The organism is Gulosibacter sp. GYB002 (assembly GCF_036577665.1).
Lineage (GTDB): Bacteria > Actinomycetota > Actinomycetes > Actinomycetales > Microbacteriaceae > Gulosibacter > Gulosibacter hominis.
The window spans coordinates 260,635-284,697 of record NZ_JARBDD010000014.1 but is presented as its reverse complement, the minus strand read 5'-3'; the positions used below and the strand labels follow the sequence as shown (position 1 = coordinate 284,697).

The 24,063-nt window shown below is 62.2% G+C and carries 23 protein-coding genes; 21 read left to right on the top strand and 2 right to left on the bottom strand.

Annotation, left to right across the window (positions count from 1 at the left end; all coding sequences use genetic code 11):
- Positions 1–4: 4 nt before the first annotated feature.
- Positions 5–1,987, bottom strand: coding sequence for a Stk1 family PASTA domain-containing Ser/Thr kinase (gene pknB, locus PV375_RS09310; protein ID WP_332107058.1), 1,983 nt, complete (start codon positions 1,985–1,987; stop codon positions 5–7).
- Positions 1,988–2,076: 89 nt separating this feature from the next.
- Between pknB and PV375_RS09305 the strand changes: the two genes are divergently transcribed.
- Positions 2,077–2,421 carry an Rv2175c family DNA-binding protein gene (locus PV375_RS09305; RefSeq protein WP_332107057.1) on the top strand — a complete coding sequence of 115 codons (345 nt, stop codon included), beginning with the start codon at positions 2,077–2,079 and terminating at the stop codon, positions 2,419–2,421.
- Between the two features lie 83 nt (positions 2,422–2,504).
- Here the strand turns inward: PV375_RS09305 and PV375_RS09300 are convergent, their stop codons facing one another.
- Entirely contained in the window at positions 2,505–3,593 is a 1,089-nt protein-coding gene (locus PV375_RS09300) for a polyprenyl synthetase family protein (protein WP_332107056.1), read from the bottom strand.
- 97 nt (positions 3,594–3,690) lie between these two features.
- On the opposite strand from PV375_RS09300, the gene PV375_RS09295 reads away from it, so the two are divergent.
- The 20 genes from PV375_RS09295 (at position 3,691) to PV375_RS09200 (ending at position 23,925) form a co-directional block, all read left to right on the top strand.
- A complete protein-coding gene (locus PV375_RS09295; RefSeq protein WP_332107055.1) occupies positions 3,691–4,080 on the top strand; it encodes a DUF3040 domain-containing protein in 390 nt (129 codons plus the stop codon).
- Between the two features lie 377 nt (positions 4,081–4,457).
- Positions 4,458–4,889 (top strand): division/cell wall cluster transcriptional repressor MraZ, encoded by a 432-nt coding sequence (gene mraZ, locus PV375_RS09290; protein WP_201518712.1) that lies wholly within the window; start codon positions 4,458–4,460, stop codon positions 4,887–4,889.
- Positions 4,890–5,028: 139 nt separating this feature from the next.
- A complete protein-coding gene (gene rsmH / locus PV375_RS09285; RefSeq protein ID WP_332107054.1) occupies positions 5,029–6,000 on the top strand; it encodes a 16S rRNA (cytosine(1402)-N(4))-methyltransferase RsmH in 972 nt (323 codons plus the stop codon).
- Entirely contained in the window at positions 6,000–6,599 is a 600-nt protein-coding gene (locus tag PV375_RS09280) for a hypothetical protein (RefSeq protein ID WP_332107053.1), read from the top strand. Before rsmH ends, PV375_RS09280 begins: the two co-directional genes overlap by 1 nt.
- Before the next feature lie 163 nt (positions 6,600–6,762).
- The gene (locus tag PV375_RS09275) at positions 6,763–8,508 is read left to right on the top strand and encodes a peptidoglycan D,D-transpeptidase FtsI family protein (protein ID WP_332107052.1); all 1,746 of its coding nucleotides are present in this window, start codon (positions 6,763–6,765) and stop codon (positions 8,506–8,508) included.
- A gap of 20 nt (positions 8,509–8,528) precedes the next feature.
- Positions 8,529–9,623 (top strand): hypothetical protein, encoded by a 1,095-nt coding sequence (locus tag PV375_RS09270; protein WP_332107051.1) that lies wholly within the window; start codon positions 8,529–8,531, stop codon positions 9,621–9,623.
- Entirely contained in the window at positions 9,620–11,029 is a 1,410-nt protein-coding gene (locus tag PV375_RS09265; protein WP_332107050.1) for a UDP-N-acetylmuramoyl-tripeptide--D-alanyl-D-alanine ligase, read from the top strand. The genes PV375_RS09270 and PV375_RS09265 overlap by 4 nt, the downstream gene beginning before the upstream one ends.
- The gene (gene mraY, locus PV375_RS09260) at positions 11,026–12,135 is read left to right on the top strand and encodes a phospho-N-acetylmuramoyl-pentapeptide-transferase (RefSeq protein ID WP_332107049.1); all 1,110 of its coding nucleotides are present in this window, start codon (positions 11,026–11,028) and stop codon (positions 12,133–12,135) included. The genes PV375_RS09265 and mraY overlap by 4 nt, the downstream gene beginning before the upstream one ends.
- The gene (gene murD / locus PV375_RS09255) at positions 12,132–13,607 is read left to right on the top strand and encodes a UDP-N-acetylmuramoyl-L-alanine--D-glutamate ligase (protein WP_332107048.1); all 1,476 of its coding nucleotides are present in this window, start codon (positions 12,132–12,134) and stop codon (positions 13,605–13,607) included. Before mraY ends, murD begins: the two co-directional genes overlap by 4 nt.
- A 58-nt stretch (positions 13,608–13,665) precedes the next feature.
- Positions 13,666–14,901, top strand: coding sequence for an FtsW/RodA/SpoVE family cell cycle protein (locus tag PV375_RS09250; RefSeq protein WP_332107047.1), 1,236 nt, complete (start codon positions 13,666–13,668; stop codon positions 14,899–14,901).
- A complete protein-coding gene (locus tag PV375_RS09245; RefSeq protein WP_332107046.1) occupies positions 14,898–16,007 on the top strand; it encodes a UDP-N-acetylglucosamine--N-acetylmuramyl-(pentapeptide) pyrophosphoryl-undecaprenol N-acetylglucosamine transferase in 1,110 nt (369 codons plus the stop codon). The genes PV375_RS09250 and PV375_RS09245 overlap by 4 nt, the downstream gene beginning before the upstream one ends.
- Positions 16,008–16,141: 134 nt before the next feature.
- A complete protein-coding gene (gene murC / locus PV375_RS09240) occupies positions 16,142–17,596 on the top strand; it encodes a UDP-N-acetylmuramate--L-alanine ligase (RefSeq protein ID WP_332107045.1) in 1,455 nt (484 codons plus the stop codon).
- A gap of 2 nt (positions 17,597–17,598) precedes the next feature.
- Positions 17,599–18,525 carry an FtsQ-type POTRA domain-containing protein gene (locus PV375_RS09235; protein WP_332107044.1) on the top strand — a complete coding sequence of 309 codons (927 nt, stop codon included), beginning with the start codon at positions 17,599–17,601 and terminating at the stop codon, positions 18,523–18,525.
- A gap of 195 nt (positions 18,526–18,720) precedes the next feature.
- Positions 18,721–19,977, top strand: a complete 1,257-nt coding sequence (gene ftsZ / locus PV375_RS09230; protein ID WP_332107043.1) for a cell division protein FtsZ — start codon at positions 18,721–18,723, stop codon at positions 19,975–19,977.
- Entirely contained in the window at positions 19,974–20,678 is a 705-nt protein-coding gene (locus PV375_RS09225; RefSeq protein ID WP_332107042.1) for a YggS family pyridoxal phosphate-dependent enzyme, read from the top strand. The genes ftsZ and PV375_RS09225 overlap by 4 nt, the downstream gene beginning before the upstream one ends.
- A gap of 29 nt (positions 20,679–20,707) precedes the next feature.
- On the top strand, positions 20,708–21,208 hold the full coding sequence (locus tag PV375_RS09220) for a cell division protein SepF (protein WP_332107041.1): 501 nt from the start codon (positions 20,708–20,710) through the stop codon (positions 21,206–21,208).
- A gap of 75 nt (positions 21,209–21,283) precedes the next feature.
- The gene (locus PV375_RS09215; RefSeq protein ID WP_332107040.1) at positions 21,284–21,586 is read left to right on the top strand and encodes a YggT family protein; all 303 of its coding nucleotides are present in this window, start codon (positions 21,284–21,286) and stop codon (positions 21,584–21,586) included.
- Positions 21,587–21,708: 122 nt separating this feature from the next.
- A complete protein-coding gene (locus tag PV375_RS09210) occupies positions 21,709–22,407 on the top strand; it encodes a DivIVA domain-containing protein (protein WP_332107039.1) in 699 nt (232 codons plus the stop codon).
- A 14-nt stretch (positions 22,408–22,421) separates the two neighbouring features.
- Complete coding sequence (gene lspA / locus PV375_RS09205; RefSeq protein ID WP_332107038.1) at positions 22,422–23,024, top strand: signal peptidase II; 603 nt, start codon at positions 22,422–22,424, stop codon at positions 23,022–23,024.
- On the top strand, positions 22,993–23,925 hold the full coding sequence (locus tag PV375_RS09200) for an RluA family pseudouridine synthase (RefSeq protein ID WP_332107037.1): 933 nt from the start codon (positions 22,993–22,995) through the stop codon (positions 23,923–23,925). The genes lspA and PV375_RS09200 overlap by 32 nt, the downstream gene beginning before the upstream one ends.
- Positions 23,926–24,063 lie beyond the last annotated feature (138 nt).

Here is a 24,063-nt window from a genome sequence, read left to right as displayed (position 1 = left end):
TGCGCTAGAGCTTAACCTCGGTGGTCAACTCAACCGTGCTACCGCGCTCGATCTTTTCGCCGGCCGGTGGATTGGATGAGACAACCCTGGCGCTATCGATAAATAGCTCGGGCACGCGATGCGACACCTTAAATCCGGCATCCTCGAGCTTCTTAATCGCGTTTTTTAGCTTTTCGCCCTCAACCTTGGGCACCTCGACGAGATCTGGACCCTTGGAAACCACCAGATTGATCGTGTCGCCGGCAACGATCGGGTCAGTGGTGGACGACTGCGAGATCACCACACCCTCGGGCACATCCGACGAAAACGGTCGATCAACAACATTGCCCTTGAGCCCAACGGCATCGAGTGTGGCCATCGCATCAGCCTCGCTCTGACCGGCAACTTCGGGTACCTTGCCCTCTGAAACCACCAGTCGAATAGTCGACTGCTCGGCCATTTCTTGGGGGAGTGGGGCACCGTCTTCGGTGGTTCCGGAGATCACATGGTCGTCCGGCACGCTGGCCGAGAACTCACGCCGCTCATTCGCATCCAGATAGACAAACCCGGCATTTTCGATGGCGGCAATAGCCTCATCACGGCTGAGCCCGGCGAGCGCCGGCACGGTCAGGATGCTCGGCCCATCAGAAATCACAATCGAAATTGACGACTTCGGTGCCAAACTCAAGCCGCTTTCGGGATCGGAGCGCAGTACCTGACCCGCCGGTGTATCGAGCGAGTTTTCGTGTTGCACCTCACCGAGCACAAAACCCGAGCTGCTGATCTGCTGCCGTGCATCCGCCTCAGACATGCCGGCCAGGTCGGGAGTGACCAGATACGAACCGGGCCCGTACCCCTGCCACCAGCCGATGACACCGGCGAACGCCATCAAAAGCACGACAACCGCGGCGGTTACCTGCCCCGAACGACGTTTTTGGCGATTGATCCGTTCGAGTCGTGCCGCCGTGGCCGGGAGCCCCGCCGAGGGACGCAGCAACGGTTCGGCCACCGCAGCCATCGGGTCAGCGTTGATCGCCCCGGTGGGTTGGTTCACGCTGTGCCACGGCTGGTCATGATCATCCGCGGTGGCAAGCAACCGAGTTGCTTCGCCCGAGTCGGCAGGCAGCGTGGGCGAGTCTGGCGGCACCGGCGCGCCACCGCCGGCCGCAATATCGCGCTCGGCCTGACGCAGCGCCGCTAGCATTGCCCCGGCATCTGTCGGCCGATCATCGGGATTGCGTTCAGTGGCCCACAGCACCAGATCGTCGAGCACCCGGGGGATGCCGGGCTGTTTTTCGCTGGGTGGTGGCACATCGTCATTGGCGTGCCGAAACGCAATATTGACCGGTTCATCGCCGCGGTAGGGCTGCTCGCCCACCAGCAGCTCATACATCATGATCCCCGCCGAATAGACATCACTGCGCACATCGGCCGAACCCTTGGTGACCAGCTCGGGCGCCAGATAGGCGATCGTGCCGAGCAACACTGAGCCCGTGGCCGTATTCGAGGTGGCCGCGCGCGCGAGTCCAAAGTCGGAGAGCTTAATGCGGCCATCATCAGCCAGCAGCACGTTCTCGGGCTTGATATCGCGATGCACGATGCCCTGTCGGTGCGCCACCTGCAGCCCCGCCAGGAGCGCATCCATAATGTCGATGGTCTGCTCGACAGTCAGCCGGTGGTGGTCGTGCAGCAGGTCACGCAGCGTGATACCGGGCACGTATTCCATCACCATATAGGCGAGGTCACCATCCTCACCCTGGTCGTACACATTGACCAGATTGGGATGCGCTAGGCGGGCCGCCGCTCGTGCCTCGCGAATGAAGCGGTCACGGAAAGCTTCATCCGCGGCCAGATGGTCGTGCATGATTTTGATTGCCACGCGCCGATCGAGGCGAAGATCGGTGGCAACATACACCGTGGCCATACCGCCGCGGGCGATAAGCGAACGCACGCGATAGCGGTCGTCGATGAGACGACCAATGACCGTATCGGGGTTCGCTGCGTTCACGTTGGGCAGAGTATCGGGATCACGCAACGAACACCGGGTGAAACTCCGTAGATACCCCGCGCGGCTCGATAATCTGCAACCATAGAAGGGTGTCAGAACACTTTTCGTCACGCGAGTGGCTCACGTTTACACAGGTGTGCGAGCTACTTGGCGTTTCAAAGAACAAGCTCCGTCGATTGCTCGAAGACCGGTACCTGCTCGCGGCACAGGTTGATGGTGAGCCCCGCATCCCGGCAGATTTTTTTAAGAACGGTGAACCGCTCCCGGGGCTTCGCGGCACACTCACCCTGCTGTCTGATATGGGACTCGAGGGTGAAGAAGCCATGAACTGGATGCTGAGTGAAGATAGTGCGCTCGGCGAGGCGCCGGTTGCGGCGTTGCAGCGCGGGCACAAAACCAGCGTGCGTAAATCGGCGCAGCTGCTGGCGTTTTAGCCAGCTGATGTCAAACGGTTCATGAGCGCGAGCCGCGCTGAGCGGGGCCGCGTCGCATGAACCGTGCTGAGTGAGGCCCGTTCCTAGGCGTTCCGCACTGCGGCTCGTTCGGCGAGCTCGCCAAGGAGGGCGCGCACCTGCTCATTCGGGGCAGCCTTGTCGATGGCGCTGAGCGCCTCGTCGAGCCACCCTTGGATACGCGCTTCAACCGCCGCCAGCGCGCCACTATCGAGCAGCAGCTGCTGCATCTTTTCGACATCGGCTTCGGTCAGCTCGGAATTGCCGAGGTGGCGCACAAAGTATTCACGATCTTCACCATCAGCGCGGCGTTCAAACTCTGCCACTAGCAGGGTGCGCTTGCCCTCGCGCAGATCGTCGCCGGCGGGCTTCCCGGTGACCTGGCTATCGCCGAACACTCCCAGCACATCGTCGCGCAGCTGAAATGCGAGCCCGAGGGGGAGGCCGTAGGCGCGAATGGCTGCGACCGTGTCGTCATCGCCACCGGCCAGCAGGGCGCCGAGCACGAGCGGCGACTCAACCGAGTAGCGTGCCGATTTAGAAGTGGCGATGGCAATTGCCCGTTCAGCGTGCTCGGCCACCGGAACGGTGTGCCAGTTCAGCTCGGCAAGCACATCGAGATACTGGCCGGCGGTCACCTCTGTGCGCATCCGCGCATATTCGTGGCGCACTCGGCGTGCCGAGCGCTCATCAATGTGGGCACAGGCGCTCAGCAGCAGATCATCACTCCACATCAGCAGCAGATCGCCAATCAAAATTGCTGCCGAGGTGCCGAAGTGTTCGGCTTCGCCAGCAAACGAGCTCTCGCGGTGCAGCTGCTCGAACACCCGGTGCGTTGCGGGTTTGCCGCGGCGGGTGTCAGAGCGGTCGAGCACATCATCGTGCACGAGCGCGGCGGCGTGAAACAGTTCGAGGCCGGCTGCGGCATCGACGATAGCCGTATAGAGATCGGCGGGTACCGTTTGTCCCACGGCCTGAGCGGCACCGGCGGCAACGAATCGGGCTCGGGCACGCTTACCGCCCTCGGTGAACGAGCTGATCTGGTTAAACACCGGAACGAGGTCGTCGCCAAGGGGGAGGAACTCGTCGCGCTTGGCAGAGACGACCGCCGCGATACGATCGTTAACGGCATTTACAAGGGCATCAGCAGACAACGGCATACTTTCAGGCACATACCTACTTTACAAAGTCATCTCGGCCTACAATGAGCAGTTAGACAGCGGTGAATCCGCAAGCTGCAAACGCGAGGTAATGATGGCACTTTCTGAACAGGAACAGCGGCTGCTCGATGAGATGGAGCGCAGTCTCTACCAGGGAGACGCCGACTTCATGTCAACCGCGCCTTCGGGGCAGGGCGGAATTTCAGCTCGGTCTATCAGTATCGCAGTGCTTGCAGTGGCCGTTGGCCTGGGCATTGTGGTCACCGGCCTGGCCATTAACCAGCCGCTCATTGGTCTGCTCGGATTCATCGTCACCGTCGCAGGTATTGCCTGGGCGCTGCGCGGTAACGGTTCGGCCAGCGGTGCGGCCGCCGACTCAGCCCCGCGCAAGCAGGCCACGAGTGCACAGCGGTCAAAACAGTCTGACTATATGTCTCGTCTTGAAGAGCGCTGGGATGAGCGCCGCCGCGGCGACCTCTAGCCGGTAGTCGCCGGTCGTTTCGGCCGACTCTCCACTTTCCTCCCGCCCCAACCAAGCCGGTTGGGGCGGGATTGTTTTCCCACGGCGTCGATGCCTGTGTGGTCTTCTTTCTACGCGATGCCTTCAGTGCACCGCGCCACCACCGGCAGCCACTCGATTGCGGCAAATTTTGTGCCGCTGCTCCCTGCGGCGGGGGTTTACGGTTCCGAAAGCCCCAAAATGTGGTTTTTTCCTCCACTTCACACCACCCGCATAATTCAGCGGTAGAACCTGAAAATTTCCGCAGTTTTATGCCTAGAAATCTGCCTTTGTGGTGTGAAGTGGAGTAAAGTGGTGGGTGTTGGTGGAGATGAGTCGCGTCGAGAGGAGGGGCGATCGTGTTTCTTGGCACCTTCTCGCCCAAGCTCGACGAAAAAGGGCGGCTCATCCTGCCGGCAAAATTTCGTGACGAACTGGCTGACGGTGTGGTGATGACCCGCGGTCAAGACCGCTGCATCTACGTCTTCTCGAACGACGAATTTGCTGGGTTTCACGACCGCATCCGTCAAGCCCCCGTCACCAGCAAGCAGGCGCGCGACTACCTGCGACTGCTGCTATCGGGCGCCCACAGTGAAACCCCCGACCGTCAACACCGCGTCACCATTCCCGCGCAGCTGCGTCAATACGCCGGGCTCGACCGCGAACTGGCCGTTATCGGTGCCGGTAATCGCGCCGAAATCTGGGACGCACAGGCCTGGCAGACCTACCTCGATGCCAACGAAGCCAGCTTCTCGGAGACCGCGGAGGAGGTGATCCCAGGACTGTTCTAGCTCTGAGCTTCGATCTCGTGCTGTTCGGCGATCTGAGGCACCTTCCCCGGCAGCAGATCACGTCCCGAAGCACCTTCCCCGGCGGCGGGTCGGGAATAGCGCGGGTTCGAGGTTCAGAACAAAGCAGACAGGGGCAGATATGGAAAACACCGCAGACAGCCGCTACGGTGACCCCGCAGTCATCCACACCCCGGTGATGGTCGAGCGAGTGGTCGAGCTGGTATCACCAGCGCTCGAAATCTCGGATGCGATCTACGTCGACTGCACCCTCGGAATGGGTGGCCACGCGGCCGCCATTTTGCGAGCTAATCCGCGGGCGCGGCTTATCGGCTTCGACCGCGACAGCGACGCCATTGCGCTCGCGCAGCAGCGGCTAAGCGAGTTTGGTGACCGGGTCACCACCGTGCACGCCGTCTATGACCAGTTCAACGAAAAGCTTGATGAGCTCGACGTGGCTGAGGTTGATGCGGTGTTTTTTGACCTCGGTGTTTCGTCGCTGCAGCTTGATGAAGCCGAGCGCGGTTTTTCTTATATGCGGGATGCACCCCTCGATATGCGAATGGATCAGTCGGTCGGCATCACCGCCGCTGAACTGCTCACACAGTCGAGCGAGGCCGAGCTACGCGACCTGTTTCGCCGTTACGGCGACGAACCGCTGGCCGGGCGCTATGCGCGTGCGATTGTCACCGCACCCAACCCACCGGCAACCACGCTCGAACTTGTCGAAATTTTGCAGCAGGCCACCCCGGCGGCCAAGCGCAACGCCGGCCACCCGGCTAAGCGCGTATTTCAGGCGCTGCGCATCGCGGTGAACCGCGAGCTCGAGGCGCTCGAGTCGGCAATACCGCAGGCGTTGGGGCGGGTGCGTGTGGGTGGTCGCGTCGTAGTCGAGGCCTATCAATCACTTGAAGACCGTTTTGTGAAGCACATCTTTCACGAGGCCACCACGGCAAATGTGCCAGCCGGCCTGCCATTCATTCCGCCAGAGCTCGAACCCGAATTTGTCTCACTCACTCGCGGGGCCGAGCAAGCCGACCACAACGAAGTTGACGACAACCCCCGCGCCAAGCCAGTTCGCTTGCGCGCAGTTGAACGGATCAGGAGTAATTGATGAGCGTGATCGAAGCCAGCCGGGTCGTCCGACCGGTCGCGCCCTCCGGGCCCGAAGTACCCGAGCGAGGAGCTGAACGCCGTCCCGACCTGCGCGTCATTGAAGGTAAGCGGGCTCGGGGACGGGGCACGCGTCGTGCCGTGGTCTTCGCGCTGGCGCTGATCGCCGGGATGCTCGGTGTGCGGCTTGCCCTCAGCTTGCTGCTGATTAGCGGTGCCTACACCGAGGATGAACTCGCCAGCCAGCGCGTGCAGGCACAGCGTGAGCGCACCTCGGCGCAGGAGCAGATTGACGCCATGGCGTCACCGCAGCACCTGTCAAAAATGGCCACCGATCTGGGGATGGTTCCGGCAGCGGGCGTGCCTTCGCTCGACATCGAGCAGCGCCGCATCATCGGTGGTTCGGACGCGCCTGCCAACCTGCCCGCGATCAACCCCGACCTCGTGCCGAATGCAATCACGAGCGGTGACCGTGACCGTGCCGAGCAAGAGACCCAACAAAAACCTCAGAAGGCTAAGAACCCCGGAGCGTCAACACCGCGGCCGGAGCCCGCTGGCGTACCGTCAGAGTTCGAGCTGAGTTCACCCGACACGCACTAGGTTTCGAACACACCGCACGGTGTGCGAAAGGCCGGGCTGCGCAGCGAGTGGGGATGCAAAAAGCTACGGCAGTGCGCTGCCGCGGCACCGAAATGAACTGTGACCATGGGCGGAGAGCGTGAAGAGTAAGCGTCACCGGCGAGGGCATCAATGGCGGCTTATCGTGCCGCTTGGCCTCATCATTACGATGCTGGTCATCTTCTGTGGGCGACTATTCGACCTGCAGGTGCTCAGCGCCGCCGCCATTAACGAAGAAGCTGATGGCCGGCGCGGTGTTGTCAATTCACTGTGGACCACGCGCGGTTCAATTGTCGACGCCGAAGGCAGGCCACTGGCCACCTCGGTCGATCGCTTCGATATCACCATCGCGCCCGTGAACATGGTCGACTTCAACCGCTCGAACCCCAAAACCGGCGAGACCGAAGTCGTGACGGTCGATGATTCGCTTCAACGGATCGCCAAAATCACCGGTCAGGATGCTAAGACCCTGCGTGCCGAAATCGACGCAATCTTGGCCGAAGATCCCGATGCAAACTTCGCATATCTGGCGCGGATGGTGCCGCTTGAGCAATATCAAGAAATCCGTAAGCTCCGCATCCCCTGGGTATACCCGCAGCCGCACCCCAAGCGCAGCTATCCAGCGGGTGCGGTCGCGGGCAATATCGTTGGGTTCAGTGACGCTGCCGGAGAGCCCCTGGCCGGGCTTGAACTGCAGTACGACAAGTGCCTTGCCGGTGCGAACGGAAAAGAGATGTACGAGCGGTCGGCCGACGGCGTCGCAATTCCCGGCACCGTGGTCACGGTCGAAAAACCGCGTCCGGGCGGCACGCTCGAGCTCACCATCGACAGCGATGTGCAATATCGCGTGCAGCAGATTCTCGCCGAGCAGGTGACTTATCAGCAGGCTGAGTACGGCACGATCACCGTGGTGAATGTAAAAACCGGTGAAATCGTTGCTGCCGCCGAGTATCCAACCGTCGACCCAAACGTGCCCACCGACGCCAATCCCGATGATCGCGGTAACCGCACATTCGGTGCCTCGTTCGAACCGGGCTCGATCATGAAACCACTCACTGCGGCCATGCTTTACGACCAGGGCAAGGTAGATCCGCACGAGACCATCACCGTGCCCGACCAATGGCCACATGACGACGCAAGCTTCGGTGATGACGACGCGCACGCGCCGATTGAGATGAACCTCAATGGCGTGATCGCGGTATCCTCCAACGTCGGTACGGCCGAATTTGGGTCGCGACTGTCGCGAGAAGTGCGCTACGACTACATGCGCAAATTCGGGCTCGCCGAGCCGACCGCCGTCGGGTTTAGCGGTGAGGCCGCCGGAACCGTGCACGCTCCGGAAGACTGGGACAGTCAAACCAACTACACCGTAATGTTCGGGCAGGGTCTCACCGCCACCGCCGCCCAGATGGCCAGCGCCTATCAGGCCATCGGCAACGGCGGCAAACGGCTACCACTCAAACTCGTGCGCGGCTGCCGCCAAGAAGACGGAACGCTCACGGAAATCCCCGGCGGTGAGTCGGTGCAGGTTGTGTCGCCCGAAGCCGCACGGCTGGCGATTGACGGGATGGAATCGATGGCGCGGGCCCCCGGCCATGAAGACCTGGCCGTTCCCGGATACCGGGTGGCAACTAAATCGGGTACCGGGCAGACCGTGAACCCCGAAACCGGCACCTACTACCAGGGCACCTACTACACCACGATGGCTGGACTCGCCCCGGCAGACGATCCGCAGTTCGCCGTCCTCGTGGGCATGTACCGGCCGACTAGGATGGTCACCGGTTCCGGGTCAACTCCGGTTGCCTGGCAACAGACCATGTCATATGTGCTCGCAAAATATCAGGTTCCGCCGTCACCTGAGCCCTATCCCGAAATTGACGCGCGTTATTGAGCACGAACCCACCGAAAGCTATGTCCGAATCTTCTTTACGTCCCCACCACCAGGCCGCTCGTGAGCTCTCAGAGCTGTGCGCACACTTCGGGTTGGAAAGTGACGCCGACCTCGACCAGATCGAGGTAACCGGTGTGACCAGCCGCGTCGAAACGACCCGTGCCGGCGACCTCTACATCGCCATCGACCCAGCCGGCAGCGAGGCAAACGCAATTGCCGCAGCGGTCGAGCGGGGCGCCGTTGCGGTAATCGCCGCACCGCACTGCATCCCCGAACCGAATGTGGATGTACCGGTGCTGGTGGTGAGCGACCCCGCGCTTGCGCTTGGCCCAATCGCATCCTGGGTGTATCGCACCGCTGAGCACGACTTCCGGATGCTCGTGACCCTCGGCGGTCCACAGCGCGGGGCCGTCGCGCGGTGCGTCGACGCGGTGCTGGCACTGCTCGGGCAGTACCGGGCACTCATGGAGTCGTCAGTCGCGCGCATCAACGATGAGGACGCCGCGAGCATCTCCTCACCCGCACGAGCCGACGATTTGCACGCTCTGCTGGCGAGACTGCGCGAAATGCGCGTCGATACCGCCGTATTTGAGTTTTCCAGCGACGAGATGGCCGGCCATCACCTTGATGAGGTCGACATCGATGTGGTGACCTACTGTGGCGGACTCGCAGACGAACCGCGCACAAAAGCAATGCTCGCTGACGCGATGAGCCCCGACCACTCGCGGCGCGCAGTGGTACTGGTCAATGACGCGCTTGCCACCCACGCGGTCGAAGAATCGCGGGTTCCGGTAACCACCGTCGGGCTCGGTGTCACTCCCGCCGACTGGCAAGCACGTATTGATGATGCCGGTCGATTCACGCTTCGCGGCCGCGACGACCGGATCGTGTCAACGGTGGTGCGCACCGAAAACGCCGAGGATGCGCGCACCGTGCTGGCACTCGCGCTCGTTGCCCTGGATGAGGCGGGCTGGGCGCTTGAACAGCTCCAGGATGCATTCGAACGCAACGATGGTCTCGACCTGAGGGGCATTATTACCCGGCCGGCATCCGCGGGCGATATCCCCGCATCCCAGAACCCTTCCGAACCGGAACCGAAAGGCACACTGGCATGATCGAAATGCGACTTGGCGACATGGCCGCAGCCATGACCGGCCGGCTGGTCGGGGCCGACCCGGAACAGACCGTGTGCGGTGTGTGTGATACCGATTCGCGCAATATCGGCAGCGGTGACATCTTTTTTGCAAAACCGGGTGAACACACCGACGGCCACAACTTCGTGCCGCAGGCAGCCGCTGCCGGCGCTGCCGTGTGCGTCGTCGAACGTGAACTCGACGTGGATGTGCCGCAGATTGTGGTGACCGACACGGTCGTCGCGCTGGGAGAGTTGGCCCGCGTCGTGGTAGAACACGTGCGGTCACTGGGCCGGATGCGGGTGGTTGCGGTCACCGGCTCAAACGGCAAAACCACAACCAAAAACCTGCTGGCGGCAATTTTTGGTGAGCACGGCAATGTTGTTGCCCCGATCAAATCGTTCAATAACGAGGTGGGTGCGCCGGTGACCTTCTTGAAGGTGGATGCATCCACCGACACGCTCGTAGCCGAAATGGGAGCGAGCGCCGAGGGCGAAATTGCCCGGCTCACCAGGATGGCGCGACCGGATGTGGGCATTGTGCTCGTGGTCGGGCTGGCCCACGCAGGCGAGTTCGGCGGCATTGAAACAACTGCCCGCACCAAATCAGAGATGGTGCGGGCACTGCAGGAAGACGGCATCGCCGTGTTGAATGCCGACGACCCGCGCGTCATGGCAATGGCCGAATTGACAGCGGCCCGCGTGATCACCTTTGGTCGCTCGGAGGCGGCCCAGGTGCGTGCCACAGAGGTCACGGTGGGGCAGCAGGGCACCGAGTTCACGCTGCACGTTCCCGGCCATGAACCGGTGCGGGTGCACTTTGCCGTGATCGGTGAGCACCACGTGATGAACGCGCTTGCCGCGACCGCCGCGGCATGGGCGGAAGGAATCGCGGTGCCGGATATCGTGGCCACGCTTGAACAGGTCACGCGCGCTGAGCGTGGCCGCATGGAGCTGTTGGTTCGCGAACCGATCACAGTGATCAACGACGCCTATAACGCCAATCCCGATTCGATGCGAGCTGCGCTTCGCACACTCGCACAGATCGCCAAGCCCGGCCAGCGCACCGTCGCGGTGCTGGGCGAAATGAGTGAACTCGGTGATCTGCACGTACAAGAACACGACCGGCTTGGTGAGCTTGCGGTACGGTTGGGGATCACTCAGACCGTGGTTGTGGGGCAGTCGGCTCGGCCGCTCTACCTCGCCGCGGTGGCGCAGGGCAGCTGGGATAATGAAGCAACTTTTGCTGCCGATGCCGATGCCGCACTTGAGTTTCTCGAAAGCTACCTGCAACCGGGGGATCTTGTGCTTGTGAAATCATCGAATTCTGCCGGGCTGCTCGCGCTCGGTGACCGAATTGCCGAGTTTGTGAAAGGAACTACTGCGTGATCGCCATTCTGCTGGCCGGCGCGATCGGTTTGCTGTTCACCCTCTTCCTCACGCCGGTGTTCATTAAGGGCTTCAACCGGCTGCGCTGGGGACAGTACATCCGTGAAGACGGCCCCAAGGAGCACTACGCGAAACGAGGCACCCCCACTATGGGCGGTGTGATCTTCGTGCTTGGTTCGGTGATCGCCTATTTCATTGCCGTGTACACCGCCGGAGAGGGCCCCACTGCAACCGGCCTTTTGGCGATGTTCATGATGGTGGGCCACGCCGTGATCGGGTTCGTAGATGATTTTCTCAAGGTGCGCAAACACCAGTCACTCGGTCTGGGCGGCTGGCAAAAGATTTTTGGTCAGGTGATTGTGGCCGCAGTTTTTGCGCTGATTGGGCTGCAATTCGTCAACGCCAATGATGTGCCGGTGATCTCGAGCGCTATCTCGGTGATTCGTGACACCCCCATCGACCTGTTCATGCTGGGTGCTGTGGCGGGCACAGTGCTGGTGGTGCTCTGGATTGTGTTCATCACCACCGCAACCTCGAACGCAGTGAACGTCACCGATGGTCTCGACGGGCTGGCAACCGGTGCATCCATTTTTGCGATCGGTACCTATGGTGTTGTCGGCTACTGGCAGTTCAACCAGCAGTGCGATACGCCCCGGCTGTCACCCGATGTGGCACAGGCCTGCTACCAGGCGCACGCGCCGCTCGATATGACGATTTTGGCGGCAGCTATCGTGGGGTCGCTCGTCGGCTTCCTGTGGTGGAACACCTCACCGGCAAAAATTTTTATGGGTGACACCGGTTCGCTCGCGCTCGGTGGCGCACTGGCCGCCTTCGCGATCATGACTCGCACCGAGCTCCTGCTCGTGGTGATTGCCGGGCTGTTCGTGATTGAGACCGGTTCGGTCATCGTGCAGCGTGCCTACTTCAAGGTGACCAAGGGCAAGCGCATCTTCCTCATGTCACCCATTCACCACCACTTCGAACTCAAAGGCTGGGCCGAGCAAAACGTGGTGGTGCGGTTCTGGATTATCGGAGGCCTGCTCGCGGTGCTCGGGCTGGCAATTTTTTACGCTGAGTGGGCAATTGCTGCGGGGCTGACACTATGACCAAAAAACTCGATTCGCTTACCAGCTGGCATGCAGAATGGCGTGGCCTGCGCGTTGCGGTGTTTGGCCTCGGGATGACCGGCTTTTCGGTTGCCGACACGCTCGCCGAGCTCGGCTGCGAGGTGCTCGTCATCGCTGGCAAACCCGATGAAGATCGCCAGCGCATCCTGCAGGTGCTGCAGGTGCCGTGCGTCGTCACCGAAACACAGGATGAGGTGCCGCAGCAGCTGCGCGACTTTAACGCCGATCTGGTGGTCACCTCACCCGGCTACCCACCGCATCACGCGCTGCTGCGCTGGGCTCAAACCGAGTCAATTCCGGTATGGGGAGATATCGAACTCGCCTGGCGACTGCGCGACAAAACCGGTACGCCCTCACGGTGGCTGCTCGTGACCGGCACCAATGGCAAAACCACCACCACACAGCTGGCGGCGCACATGGTGGCCGAGTCGGGGATGCGCGTTGCTCCCGCCGGCAATATTGGAATTCCGGTGCTGGATGCGGTGCGCGACCCGCAGGGGTACGACGTGCTCGTGGTCGAAATTTCGAGCTACCAGCTGTACCACACCCACACAGTGTCGCCAGAGGCCGCGGTGGTGCTGAACGTTGCGCCCGACCACCTCGACTGGCACGGCTCGTTTGCAGCCTACCGAGAGGCGAAGGGCCGCGCCTACCACCTGGCCCGTATTGCGTGCGTGTACAACCTTGCCGACGAAACAACCCGCGAACTGGTTGAAGCTGCCGACGTGGTGGAAGGCTGCCGGGCCATCGGTTTTGGCACCGACGTGCCGCCGGTGAGTGCGCTCGGAGTGGTCAACGGGGTGCTTGTCGACCGCGCATTTCTCGATGATCGGCGCACCAGGGCACTCGAACTCACGACCCTCGACGAGCTGCGCGAGCGCGCTATGAGCGCGAAACACCTCGTTGAAGATGTGCTTGCGGCCGCGGCGCTGGCACGAGCGATCGACGTGAGTCCGGAACAGATTTCGGCCGCGATTGCCGGGTTCACTCCCGACCAGCATCGAAACCAGCAGGTGCTCACCCACAACGGCATTCGCTGGGTTGATGATTCGAAGGCCACCAACGCCCACGCGGCCGAAGCCTCATTGCAGGCCTATCGCAGCGTCGTGTGGATCGTGGGAGGCCTGCTCAAAGGCGTCGATATCGCGCCGCTTGTGGCCAGCCACGCCAAGCGGCTGCGCGCAGCAATCGTGATTGGCGCCGATCGTGAACCGGTGCAGACCGCATTCGCCCAACACGCGCCCGAGGTGCCGCTGGTTGCGATCGATTGCGACGACACTGATCGAGTGATGCCACAGGCAGTTGCGGCGGCACTCGAGCTCGCCCAAGACGGCGACACGGTGCTGCTCGCCCCGGCCGCGGCGTCGATGGACCAGTTTGACAGCTACTCCGACCGCGGCGAGAAATTCCAGCAGGCAGTCCGAGCAGCGGTGGCCGACACGACCCAATAACCCAATCAGTCCAGTACCGAACCAGCCCACTAGCCCAATCAGCCCGAGGGGAGCCGCGATGAGCCAGCACAACCCGGCCGGTGACGCGCCCCGCGGCTGGGCGTACCGCATCCGCCTTGGCAAGCCCGGCACGCCCGCTGATTTTGATCGCACGATGCTGTGGGCAATTGTGGCGCTGCTCACCGGCTTCGGTCTCGTGATGGTGCTGTCGAGCTCGGCCGTTGAATCATTCGCGGCCGGCAGCGGGATCTCGTCGAAGTTTTTGCGGCAGGCTGTGTTCGCGGTGCTCGGGTTCGGTGCCATGTATGTGGCGTCTCGACTGCCCGGACACCTGTGGACCGGCAAAATTGCGGGCCTGCTGCTGGCGGTCACCCTGGTGCTGCAGGCACTGGTGTTCACTCCGCTGGGCATCACCGAGGGCGGTAACCGTGCCTGGCTCGACCTGGGTGTCACCTCGCTGCAGCCAGCCGAGATCGGCAAAATTGCGATGTGCGTCTGGTTTGGTGCGGTGCTGCGGATGAAGGGTAAACCCATCGAGCGCTGGCAGCACCTAATTGTGCCCATCCTGCTGCCGGCACTGCTCATCATCGGCTTGGCGATGGCCGGTAAAGACCTCGGCACCGTGATGGTGATGGCTGTCGTACTGCTCGGCACGATGTGGTTTTCGGGTATGCCGCTGCGCTGGACAGTGTGGGGTGTTGTGCTCGCTGCTGCCGGTGCCATTACGGCCGCCGCAATCTCGCCGAACCGCGTGGCCCGCATCACCGCATTTTTTTCGGGCGATTGCGACTACGAATATCTGTGCTGGCAAACAACACACGGTTTTTACGCGCTCGCCCACGGAGGGCTGCTCGGGGTGGGACTCGGCAACTCAACTGCGAAATGGTCGTGGCTACCCGAAGCCGATAATGACTACATCTTCGCCATCATCGGTGAAGAATTTGGGCTGCTCGGTGCGATGCTGGTGATCGGCATGTTCACCGCGTTGGCGATTGTGCTGCTGCGGATGTGGCGCAGCGCAGCCGATGCACCCGCCCGAGCCATTATCGGTGGGGTGTTCAGCTGGATCATCTTCCAGGCGTTCGTGAATATTTCGGTGGTGATCGGGCTGCTGCCGGTGCTCGGCGTGCCGCTGCCGTTTGTGTCATCCGGTGGTTCGGCCCTCGTGACCACGATGCTGGCCATGGGAATTGTGCTGTCGGTGAGTCGTGGCACCGATCCGTCCGCTGCCAGCTCGGCTCGCACCAAGCCCACCGGTGCAAACCAACCGCGAAAGGAGCCCGTCTCGCGATGACGACCTATTTGCTCGCAGGGGGCGGCACCGCCGGCCACGTTAACCCGCTACTGGCCACCGCCGATGCGCTGCGCGAACGTGAGCCCGACGCCGAGATCATCGTGCTCGGCACCCGGGGCGGCCTTGAAGAACGGCTCGTTCCCGCCCACGGCTACGAACTCAAGCTCATCGAAAAAGTGCCGTTTCCACGCCGGATTAATGGCGCCGCGCTGCGTTTTCCCGGCCGCTTTTTTGGCGCGGTGCGCTCTGTGCGCCGGCTGATTGCTGACCGTGGTGTCGACGCGGTGGTGGGATTTGGTGGCTATGCGGCAACACCAGCCTATGTGGCTGCCCGCCGCAAAGTTCCGGTGGTGGTGCACGAAGCCAATGCCATGCCCGGACTCGCCAACCGGCTCGGTGCCCGCTGGGCAGCACGGGTGGCGGTGGCGTTTTCAAACACGCCGCTGCCGAATGCGGTGACGGTGGGAATGCCACTGCGCAAACAAATCGCGCGGCTTGATCGCGAGGCATTGCGCCCCGAAGCCATCGCCTATTTTGGACTCGACCCGCAGCGACGCACCCTCGTGGTGACCGGCGGATCGCTCGGAGCCAAACGCATCAACGACGCGATTCGCGAGGCCGGAGCCGATCTCACCCGCACCCCGCAGCCCGAAGGTGAAACCGAACCGGGGCAAGCCTGGCAGGTGGTGCACATTGTTGGGCAGCTCTCACCGTTTGATGACCCGCAGCTACCGAACTACCACGTGGTTGAATACTGCGATCGCATGGACCTCGCGTTTGCCGCGGCCGACCTGCTGCTTTCGCGAGCCGGTGCATCCACGGTGTCAGAAATTCTTGCCGTGGGGCTACCGGCGGTGTATGTGCCCTATGCGGTCGGCAACGGCGAGCAGGCAAAAAACATCGCTTCGGTGATTGATGCCGGTGCGGCTCGCACTGTGGCGGATGCCGAGCTTGACGCCGATTGGATTCGCGCCGAACTGCTGCCGCTCATGCACGACGAGGAGGCAATGGCGCAGCTGGCCACCAACGCCGCCGCGATCGGGATCAATGACGCTGCCGAACGGCTCGCCGAGCTGATCTCGGATGCGATCGGCGAAAGCGCCTAGGCTGAAAAACCGATCGGGCCGGTTGCCAGCTCAGCAGCGAATTCACTGACGCAGCAGGCACCTGTTCAACTGGCCCGTTAACGCCTCCGGCGCACCGAGATTGCCGGCGGTAAACGTTCAGGAGAGGAATCACCGTGGTAATCAAACCGGATCCGGATGCGCAGATTCCCGCAAAAATCGGGCGCGCGCACTTTATCGGAATTGGTGGTTCGGGGATGAGCGGCATCGCCCGAATGTTTCTTGATGCGGGTGTCGAGGTATCGGGGTCTGACCGTAGCGAATCCGACTACACCCGCAATTTGCGTGCGGCCGGCGCTCAGGTGGCGATCGGGCACGCATCCGAAAACCTTCCTGAAAATGTGGATGCGGTGGTGGTCACCTCGGCACTGTGGCCGGACAACCCCGAACTATTGGCAGCCCGCGATCGTGGCATCACGGTGCTGCACCGCTCGCAGGCGCTGGTGTGGCTGACCCAAAACTCGCGGCTGATCGCGGTGGCCGGCGCCCACGGCAAAACCACCTCCACGGGGATGATCGCCACGGCGCTCGTCGAGCTCGGTCACGATCCGAGCTTTGTCAACGGCGGGGTAGTGGCGCCGCTCGGCACCAATGAGCGTCGCGGTTCAGGTAGTGAATTCGTCGTTGAAGCCGATGAATCAGATGGTTCATTTTTGTTTTATGACGTGGCGATCGCGCTGATTACCAACATCGACAACGATCACCTCGACCACTATGGCAGCGTGGATGCATTCCAGCAGGCGTTCGTCGACTTCGCCAGCGGCGCCAGCGAGGCAGTGGTGCTCAGCGCCGATGACGAACTGACAGTGGCGCTTCATGAACGACTTGGCCACCCGCGCACGGTCACGTTTGGAGCATCCGAGAACGCCGATGTGCGACTGCTTGAAACCACCCCGATGCAGGGCCGCACCCGACTACGGATCGCCGTTGACGGCATCGAATACGAGGGCGAATTGGCGGTGCCAGGCTTCCATAACGCGCTCAATGCCACCGGCGCAGTGGCCGTGCTGCGTGAACTCGGTATTGACCCGGCCGATGCACTGCGGGGGCTTGCGGCCTTCAGCGGTACGAAGCGGCGCTTTGAATTGCACGACACGATTGACGGCGTTTCGGTATATGACGATTACGCTCACCACCCGCGCGAGGTCGTGGCCGCACTCACCGCAGCACGCGAAGTGGTTGGTGAGGGCCGCATCCTCGCCGTGCACCAACCGCACCTGTATTCGCGAACCCAGGCGATGAGCGACGAGTTTGCCGCGGCATACGAGACGTTCGCCGACCACACGGTGGTGCTCGATGTTGACGGCGCCCGCGAAGACCCGGTGCCCGGCGTCACCGGCGAGCTGGTGGTGCGTGAATTCAAAGATCCGAGCCGGGTTGATTACCGCCCCGACTGGGCTGCCGCCGCCACCCGCGTTGCCGAATGGACCGAGCCGGGCGATTTTGTGATCACGTTCGGCTGCGGCAATGTGAACCTCATCATTCCCCAGTTGCTCGAAGCGCTACACGCACGCGCACCTCGCGCATCCGATTCGGAAGCCGCCGGGGTGGCTTCGGGACAGGCCGAATAGCAGTGGGAATATTCGATCGTTTTCGTAGCGGTTCGGGGGAAGACTGGCCCCCGCGCCGCGACGATGACGATTATGGCTACGGCACCGACGAACGCGAAGCGCCGACCGCAGCCAGTGCCGAACGCGACCGCATCGAGTTCGATAGCAACAAACGCACCACCGACTCGCCACTGCCATCGCTGCGGCAGGCGCGCCGCGCTCGCAAACAACTCGAGCATGACGAGGTGCGCCGCTTCACCCGCCGTGCCCGCACCCGTCGTAATGTGCTGTGGGGCATTGCGGGGCTGACCGCCTTTGTCATCGCTTTTGTGGCGATCGGCGTATTCACGCCGCTGTTCAGTGTGCGCGAGGTGGCCGTTACCGGGGTGGAGCGCGCCGATCGGGATGCAATCGAAGCGTCACTCAAACAGCTCGAGGGCCAGCCGCTGGCACAGGTGACCGATGCGGATGTGGGTGCGCTGCTCGATCAATTTGTGCTGGTGCAGAGCTACTCGGTGCGCACCGAGCCACCCTCGACACTCGTAGTTGATGTGGTAGAGCGCGTACCGGTGGGAGCGATCGCCGGTGACGACGGTGCCGTCATGGTGGATGCGGTTGGTACTGAGCTCTGGCGGGCAGATCAGCTGCCCGAAGACATCCCGGTGCTTCGCGTGAGTAGCGTCGACGCACCCGGATTCCAGGCGGCTGCCAAGGCATCGATCGCGCTCGATCATGAGTTCCGAAAAAAGGTTGCCGAAATATCGGCAAACACGCTCGACAGTGTCACCCTGACGCTGCGGGACGGCACACTCGTGGTGTGGGGGAGCGCCGAGGAATCCGATCGCAAAGCACAGGTGCTTGAAGCGCTCGTAACCGCATCCGGCGGACAGCCCGCATATTTTGATGTGTCGAGCCCCGATAACCCGGTGTCACGCGATACCCAACCGTAGTGGGTGCAGCCGTAGCGAGCGCATCCGGTAAAAGTTTCAACCCCTGGTTGAGGCAAGTTGCACGCTTCGGGCAACACGCGCGAGGTCTCGCTGAGCTCAGCGACCAAACGGCCATAACGTTACAACCAACAATCGTCCGCGACCGGGTTTGTGCCCGCTACGGGGCTCAACCACCCAACGACAAGGGGTCACGCAGTGTCGAACACCACTTCTGCCAACACGAACAACTACCTCGCCGTCATCAAGGTCGTCGGCGTTGGTGGCGGCGGCGTGAACGCCGTCAACCGCATGATCGAGATCGGCCTGCGTGGCGTCGAATTCATTGCGGTAAACACCGACGCGCAGGCCCTCATGCTTTCGGATGCGGACGTCAAGATCGACATTGGTCGTGAACTGACCCGCGGCCTCGGTGCCGGTGCCGATCCAGAAATTGGTCGCCGCGCCGCCGAAGAGCACGTCGAAGAAATTGAGCAGGCGCTCGCCGGTGCTGACATGGTGTTCGTTACCGCCGGTGAGGGCGGTGGCACCGGCACCGGTGGTGCGCCGGTGGTGGCACGCATTGCCAAGTCAATAGGAGCGCTGACGATCGGTGTCGTGACCAAGCCCTTCAGCTTCGAGGGCCGTCGCCGTATGGATCAGGCCGAAACCGGTGTCACCGCGCTGAAAGACGAGGTCGACGCGCTGATTGTGGTGCCCAACGACCGACTCCTGGAGATCAGCGACCGTGGCATCTCAATGCTCGAAGCATTTTCGACAGCAGACCAGGTGCTGCTGGCCGGTGTGCAGGGCATCACCGACCTGATCACCAACCCGGGTGTCATCAACGTCGACTTCAACGACGTCAAGTCGGTGCTGCAGGGGGCCGGTTCGGCGCTCATGGGTATCGGTACCGCGCGTGGCGCCGACCGGTCGGTCAAAGCCGCCGAGCTGGCGGTGGCATCACCGCTGCTGGAAACCTCGATTGAGGGCGCACACGGCGTGCTGCTGTCGGTGCAGGGTGGTTCAAACCTCGGAATGTTCGAAGTGGCCGAGGCCGCTCAGCTGGTGCGCGACGCGGTGTTCGACGGCGCCAACATCATTCTCGGTACCGCCGTTGATGACACGCTCGGTGATGAGGTGCGCGTCACCGTTATCGCGGCCGGCTTCATTGGTGGCGACCCGAAGGCTGCCGCTCGCGGCGAAGAGCTGGTGAAGCCAGAATCGAAGGCCGAAGGTGCCCCCCTGTCGCTGCCCACAGTGGCCGAAGCCACCGCTCGTAACATCGATCCCGTTGATGAGTCGGCAGAACCGGCAGCTAAGCCCGCTTCGACCGCCGAGGAGGCCGCTCCGAGTCTGGAGCAGACTCCGGCTTGGAGCACCGCCGAGCAGCCCACGGTTGCGCCGCGCCAGAACGACAACCCGTTCGATGATGATGACAGCAGCGGTCTCGACATCCCCTCGTTTTTGCGATGAGCACGGTGATTGATGCCGCGGCCGTTGCCGAACGGCTCGAACGGGTGCGGGGTGAAATTGCCGAAGCTGCGCGTGAGGCGGGCAGGTCAAGCGATGAGCTGACGCTCATCGTAGTCACCAAATATCAGCCGCTCGAACTCATCGATGTGCTGGCCGAGCTGGGTGTGCGTGATTTTGGCGAAAACCGACACCCCGAATCGCGCAACAAGGCCCAGCGCATTCACGAGCTGGGAGCCGGACGCCTGCACTTCATTGGCCAGCTGCAGCGCAACAAGGCTCGCCAGGTGGGACGCTACGCCGATGCCGTGCACTCAATCGACCGTGAAGAGCTTGTCACCGCGCTGTCGACGCTCGACCGTGGCGAATCCGGTGCGCTCGACGTGCTGATGCAGCTCTCGCTCGACGGCGACCCCGATCGCGGGGGAGTGCCGCTTGCCGAAGCTGAGGCGCTTGCCGAAAAGATCGCCGCAACCCCCACCATCCGCCTGCGCGGTGTAATGGCGGTGGCACCGTTGGGCGCCGACCCGCTACCGGCATTTGAGCAGGTGCGGCTCACTTCTGAGCGGATTCGGGCGATTGTGCCGGATGCGGAATGGATTTCGGCGGGCATGTCGCATGACTTCCACTCAGCGATTTCACAGGGTGCGACACACCTGCGAATCGGCACGGCAATCACCGGAAATCGGCCCACCGCCCCGTAACGTATTTGCAGAAACGTCAGGAGGCACACATGGGAAACCCGCTTCGTAACGCAATGGTTTACCTCGGACTGGCCGAGGAAGCCGACAACCAGAACGATCTCCAGGGGCAGGTCGCTCAGTCGACGGCGAATGCTGAAACCGACCGCGTAGAACCGGTTACCGAGCGCGCCACCCCGGCCCCTGTAACCCCCATTAACCGGGCGTCCGCGCCGCACGCGACCCCCGTGGTGAAGCCGACCCCCGCGGCACCGAAGATGAACGAGATTCTCACCGTCCACCCGAAGGCTTTCGACAACGATGCCAAAGTGATTGCCGAGCACTTCCGTGACGGTGTGCCGGTCATCATGAACCTGTCGCAGATGAGTGACGGGGATGCACGCCGAATCATCGACTTTGCTTCGGGTCTCGCGCAGGGGCTCCTCGGCAAAATCGAGCGCGTCACCAACCGTGTCTTCCTGCTGACACCCGAGCACGTGAACGTTCACGATGACGAATCGGGTCAGGCTGACGACAACACCTTCTTCAGCTAATTTAGTTAACGTGCCTCATTGACGGTGTGCCCACGGGCACACCGTCAATCTCATATTTGACAGGTTGGAACTCACTTGCATCTCTTGTGGATCACACTGTTCTACGTCATCGGTATCTACACGGCGGTGATGTGGGCGCGCCTGATTATTGATTGGGCCATGGTGCTCGCACCGCGGTGGCGACCAAGGGGCCTGCTGCTGGTGCTGGTCGACCTCGTTTTCCGGCTGACCGATCCGCCGCTGAAGCTACTGCGCAAATGGATTCGGCCGCTGCGGGTGGGAAATATTGCACTTGATCTTTCATGGCTTGTGGTGCTCATCGCGCTGAATCTGCTGAGCTATTTTGCGAGCTATATGGCCGTGGTGAGTTCACGGTAGCGGCGAAAATTGAGCGGACAATGTGACGAATGTTGTGGTTGTGACGTAAGGTTGTCGATGTAGATCGAGATCTGTCTCGGTACCGAGCTGTTTTCTAATCAACCAAGAGAGAGGCCCGACTCATGGCGCTTACGCCGGAAGATGTCGTTAACAAGCGGTTTCAGCAGACGAAGTTCCGCGAAGGATACGACCAGGACGAGGTTGACGACTTTCTTGACGAGGTGGTCGCCGAATTCCGTCGACTGATCACCGAAAACGAGCAGCTCAAGGCTGAAAACGAGCAGCTCAAGGCTGGCGGTGCTGGCGAAGCCGCACCCGTTGCAGACTTTGCTCCGGGGGCTCGGGAAGAAGCTCCGGCTCCGGCACCCGTTGCTGAGCCCGTGCCGGCTGTCGCTCCTGAAGCCAGCGGTGACGAAGCTGGCGAATCGCAGTCGCTGCTCGTGCTGGCTCGTCGCCTGCACGACGAGCACGTCGCCGAGGGTACTCGACGCCGCGACCAGATGATCGCCGAGGCCGAGGCCAATGCCAAGCGCATTGTTGATGACGCCAACTCGCAGGCCCAGGCCGTAACCGAAGAGGCTGAGACCAAGGCAACCCGCCTCGTGGCTGACGCCGAAAACCGCGCACACACGCTGGTCAGCGACGCCGAGACCCGCGAACGTGATATCACCACCCGCCTCGAAGCATCGCAGCAGAAGCTCGAGGAGCGTATTGAAGAGCTCCGCGTGTTCGAACGCGACTACCGCACCAACCTGCGCAGCTTCATCGAGGGCCAGCTTAACGACCTCAACGCCTCGGGCGGCGGCGAGGCTGACGCCTAATAGCAAAATCCGGAGTGACTGAATTTAACACCGCGCCGCGACCCGCGGCCAGCGCAAGGCATATCGCATTGCTGGTCGGGGTCGCGGCCGTGTTGTTAGCGGCCGATCAGCTGATCAAACAGCTCGTTGTCGACCATATGGCCGAGGGGCAGCGCATCGAAGTGCTCGGCGAAATACTGCAAATTCATTTTGTGCGAAACCCCGGCGCCGCCTTTTCCATCGCCTCAGGGATGACCTGGATTTTCACCATCATTGCCGCCGTGGTGGTCGCGGTTATCGTGGTAAACGCGCGTCGTATCCGCTCGGTGTGGTGGGCCATCGTGCTCGGCCTCGTGCTCGGCGGCACTCTGGGCAACCTCGGTGATCGGCTCTTCCGGGCACCGGGTACCTTTGAAGGGCACGTGGTTGACTACATTTCGACCCCGTGGATTGTTCCAGCCATCTACAATCTCGCCGATATCGCGATCGTCGGCGGCATGATCATGGTCGCGCTGCTGACCATCCTCGACATTGGTTTTGACGGAGAACGCGGCACGGCCAAAGCGAAGGCTGCTGCGACCCGCGCCAACTCTGCCGAGGAAAGCCATGAAACAGACACGAATTCTGCCGCTGCCTGACGGTCTCGTGGGAGAGCGCGTCGACGCCGGTGTCGCCAAACTCCTGGGTATGAGCCGCAGTCGGGTTGCCGAGATAGCCGCAGCCGGCGACATTCTCGTCGACGGTGTGGCAGCCGCGAAATCCGACCGCCTGCCAGCCGGTGCAATGCTGCACGTCGAGTGGGAACCTGAACAGCCCCTGCGGGTCGAGCCCATCCCGGTTCCCGAACTCGAAATCGTTCACGATGAACCATCATTCGTGGTCGTGATGAAACCAGTTGGCGTGGCAGCGCATCCCTCGGTTGGATGGAGCGGGCCGACCGTTCTCGGCGCACTAGCAGCCGCGGGCTTTCGGATCACCACTTCAGGGCAGCCTGAGCGCCAGGGCATCGTGCACCGGCTGGATGTTGGCACCTCGGGATTGATGGTGGTGGCGAAATCAGAAACCGCCTATTCGGTGTTGAAACAGGCGTTTCGTGATCGCGCGGTCGACAAGACCTATCACGCTGTTGTGCAGGGGCTCATGGACCCGCTGTCAGGCACTATTGATGCGCCAATTGGCCGCCACCCCGGTTCGAGCTGGAAGTTTGCGGTGGTGGCCGGTGGTAAACCCTCGATCACGCACTACGACACGATTGAAGCGTTTCGTCGCGCATCGCTACTCGAAGTGAAACTCGAAACCGGACGCACCCACCAAATTCGCGTGCACACCTCGGCTCAAGGGCACCCCTGCGTGGGCGATCCGCTCTATGGCTGCGACCCCAAGCTCGCCGCCGCGGTCGGTCTCGACCGGCAGTGGCTGCACGCGGTGGGGCTGAGGTTTGTGCATCCGACCACGGGGGAGTACGTGTCGTTCACCTCGAACTATCCCCGTGATCTCCAGCATGCGCTCGAAGTGCTTCGCCACGGCGTCGAATACTAACAGCGGCGAGTCGGCGCCGCCGGCGAGTCACTACCCCTGCCCGGCGACAGCATCAGCGGGTGGCCGCGCCAACTAGACTGGAGCAATCCCTAACCAGCTACCGGAGGCGCCGTGTCCACGTCCGACTCGTTCGTACAC

What these genes read in the sequence shown, in the direction of transcription:
- PV375_RS09200 (WP_332107037.1), top strand. Translation starts at nt 22,993, where the DNA reads ATGAAACAGACACGAATTCTGCCGCTGCCTGACGGTCTCGTGGGAGAG.
- PV375_RS09250 (WP_332107047.1), top strand. Translation starts at nt 13,666, where the DNA reads ATGAGCCAGCACAACCCGGCCGGTGACGCGCCCCGCGGCTGGGCGTAC.
- PV375_RS09225 (WP_332107042.1), top strand. Translation starts at nt 19,974, where the DNA reads ATGAGCACGGTGATTGATGCCGCGGCCGTTGCCGAACGGCTCGAACGG.
- PV375_RS09270 (WP_332107051.1), top strand. Translation starts at nt 8,529, where the DNA reads ATGTCCGAATCTTCTTTACGTCCCCACCACCAGGCCGCTCGTGAGCTC.
- PV375_RS09245 (WP_332107046.1), top strand. Translation starts at nt 14,898, where the DNA reads ATGACGACCTATTTGCTCGCAGGGGGCGGCACCGCCGGCCACGTTAAC.
- PV375_RS09265 (WP_332107050.1), top strand. Translation starts at nt 9,620, where the DNA reads ATGATCGAAATGCGACTTGGCGACATGGCCGCAGCCATGACCGGCCGG.
- murD (WP_332107048.1), top strand. Translation starts at nt 12,132, where the DNA reads ATGACCAAAAAACTCGATTCGCTTACCAGCTGGCATGCAGAATGGCGT.
- PV375_RS09280 (WP_332107053.1), top strand. Translation starts at nt 6,000, where the DNA reads ATGAGCGTGATCGAAGCCAGCCGGGTCGTCCGACCGGTCGCGCCCTCC.
- PV375_RS09220 (WP_332107041.1), top strand. Translation starts at nt 20,708, where the DNA reads ATGGGAAACCCGCTTCGTAACGCAATGGTTTACCTCGGACTGGCCGAG.
- PV375_RS09295 (WP_332107055.1), top strand. Translation starts at nt 3,691, where the DNA reads ATGATGGCACTTTCTGAACAGGAACAGCGGCTGCTCGATGAGATGGAG.
- PV375_RS09210 (WP_332107039.1), top strand. Translation starts at nt 21,709, where the DNA reads ATGGCGCTTACGCCGGAAGATGTCGTTAACAAGCGGTTTCAGCAGACG.
- rsmH (WP_332107054.1), top strand. Translation starts at nt 5,029, where the DNA reads ATGGAAAACACCGCAGACAGCCGCTACGGTGACCCCGCAGTCATCCAC.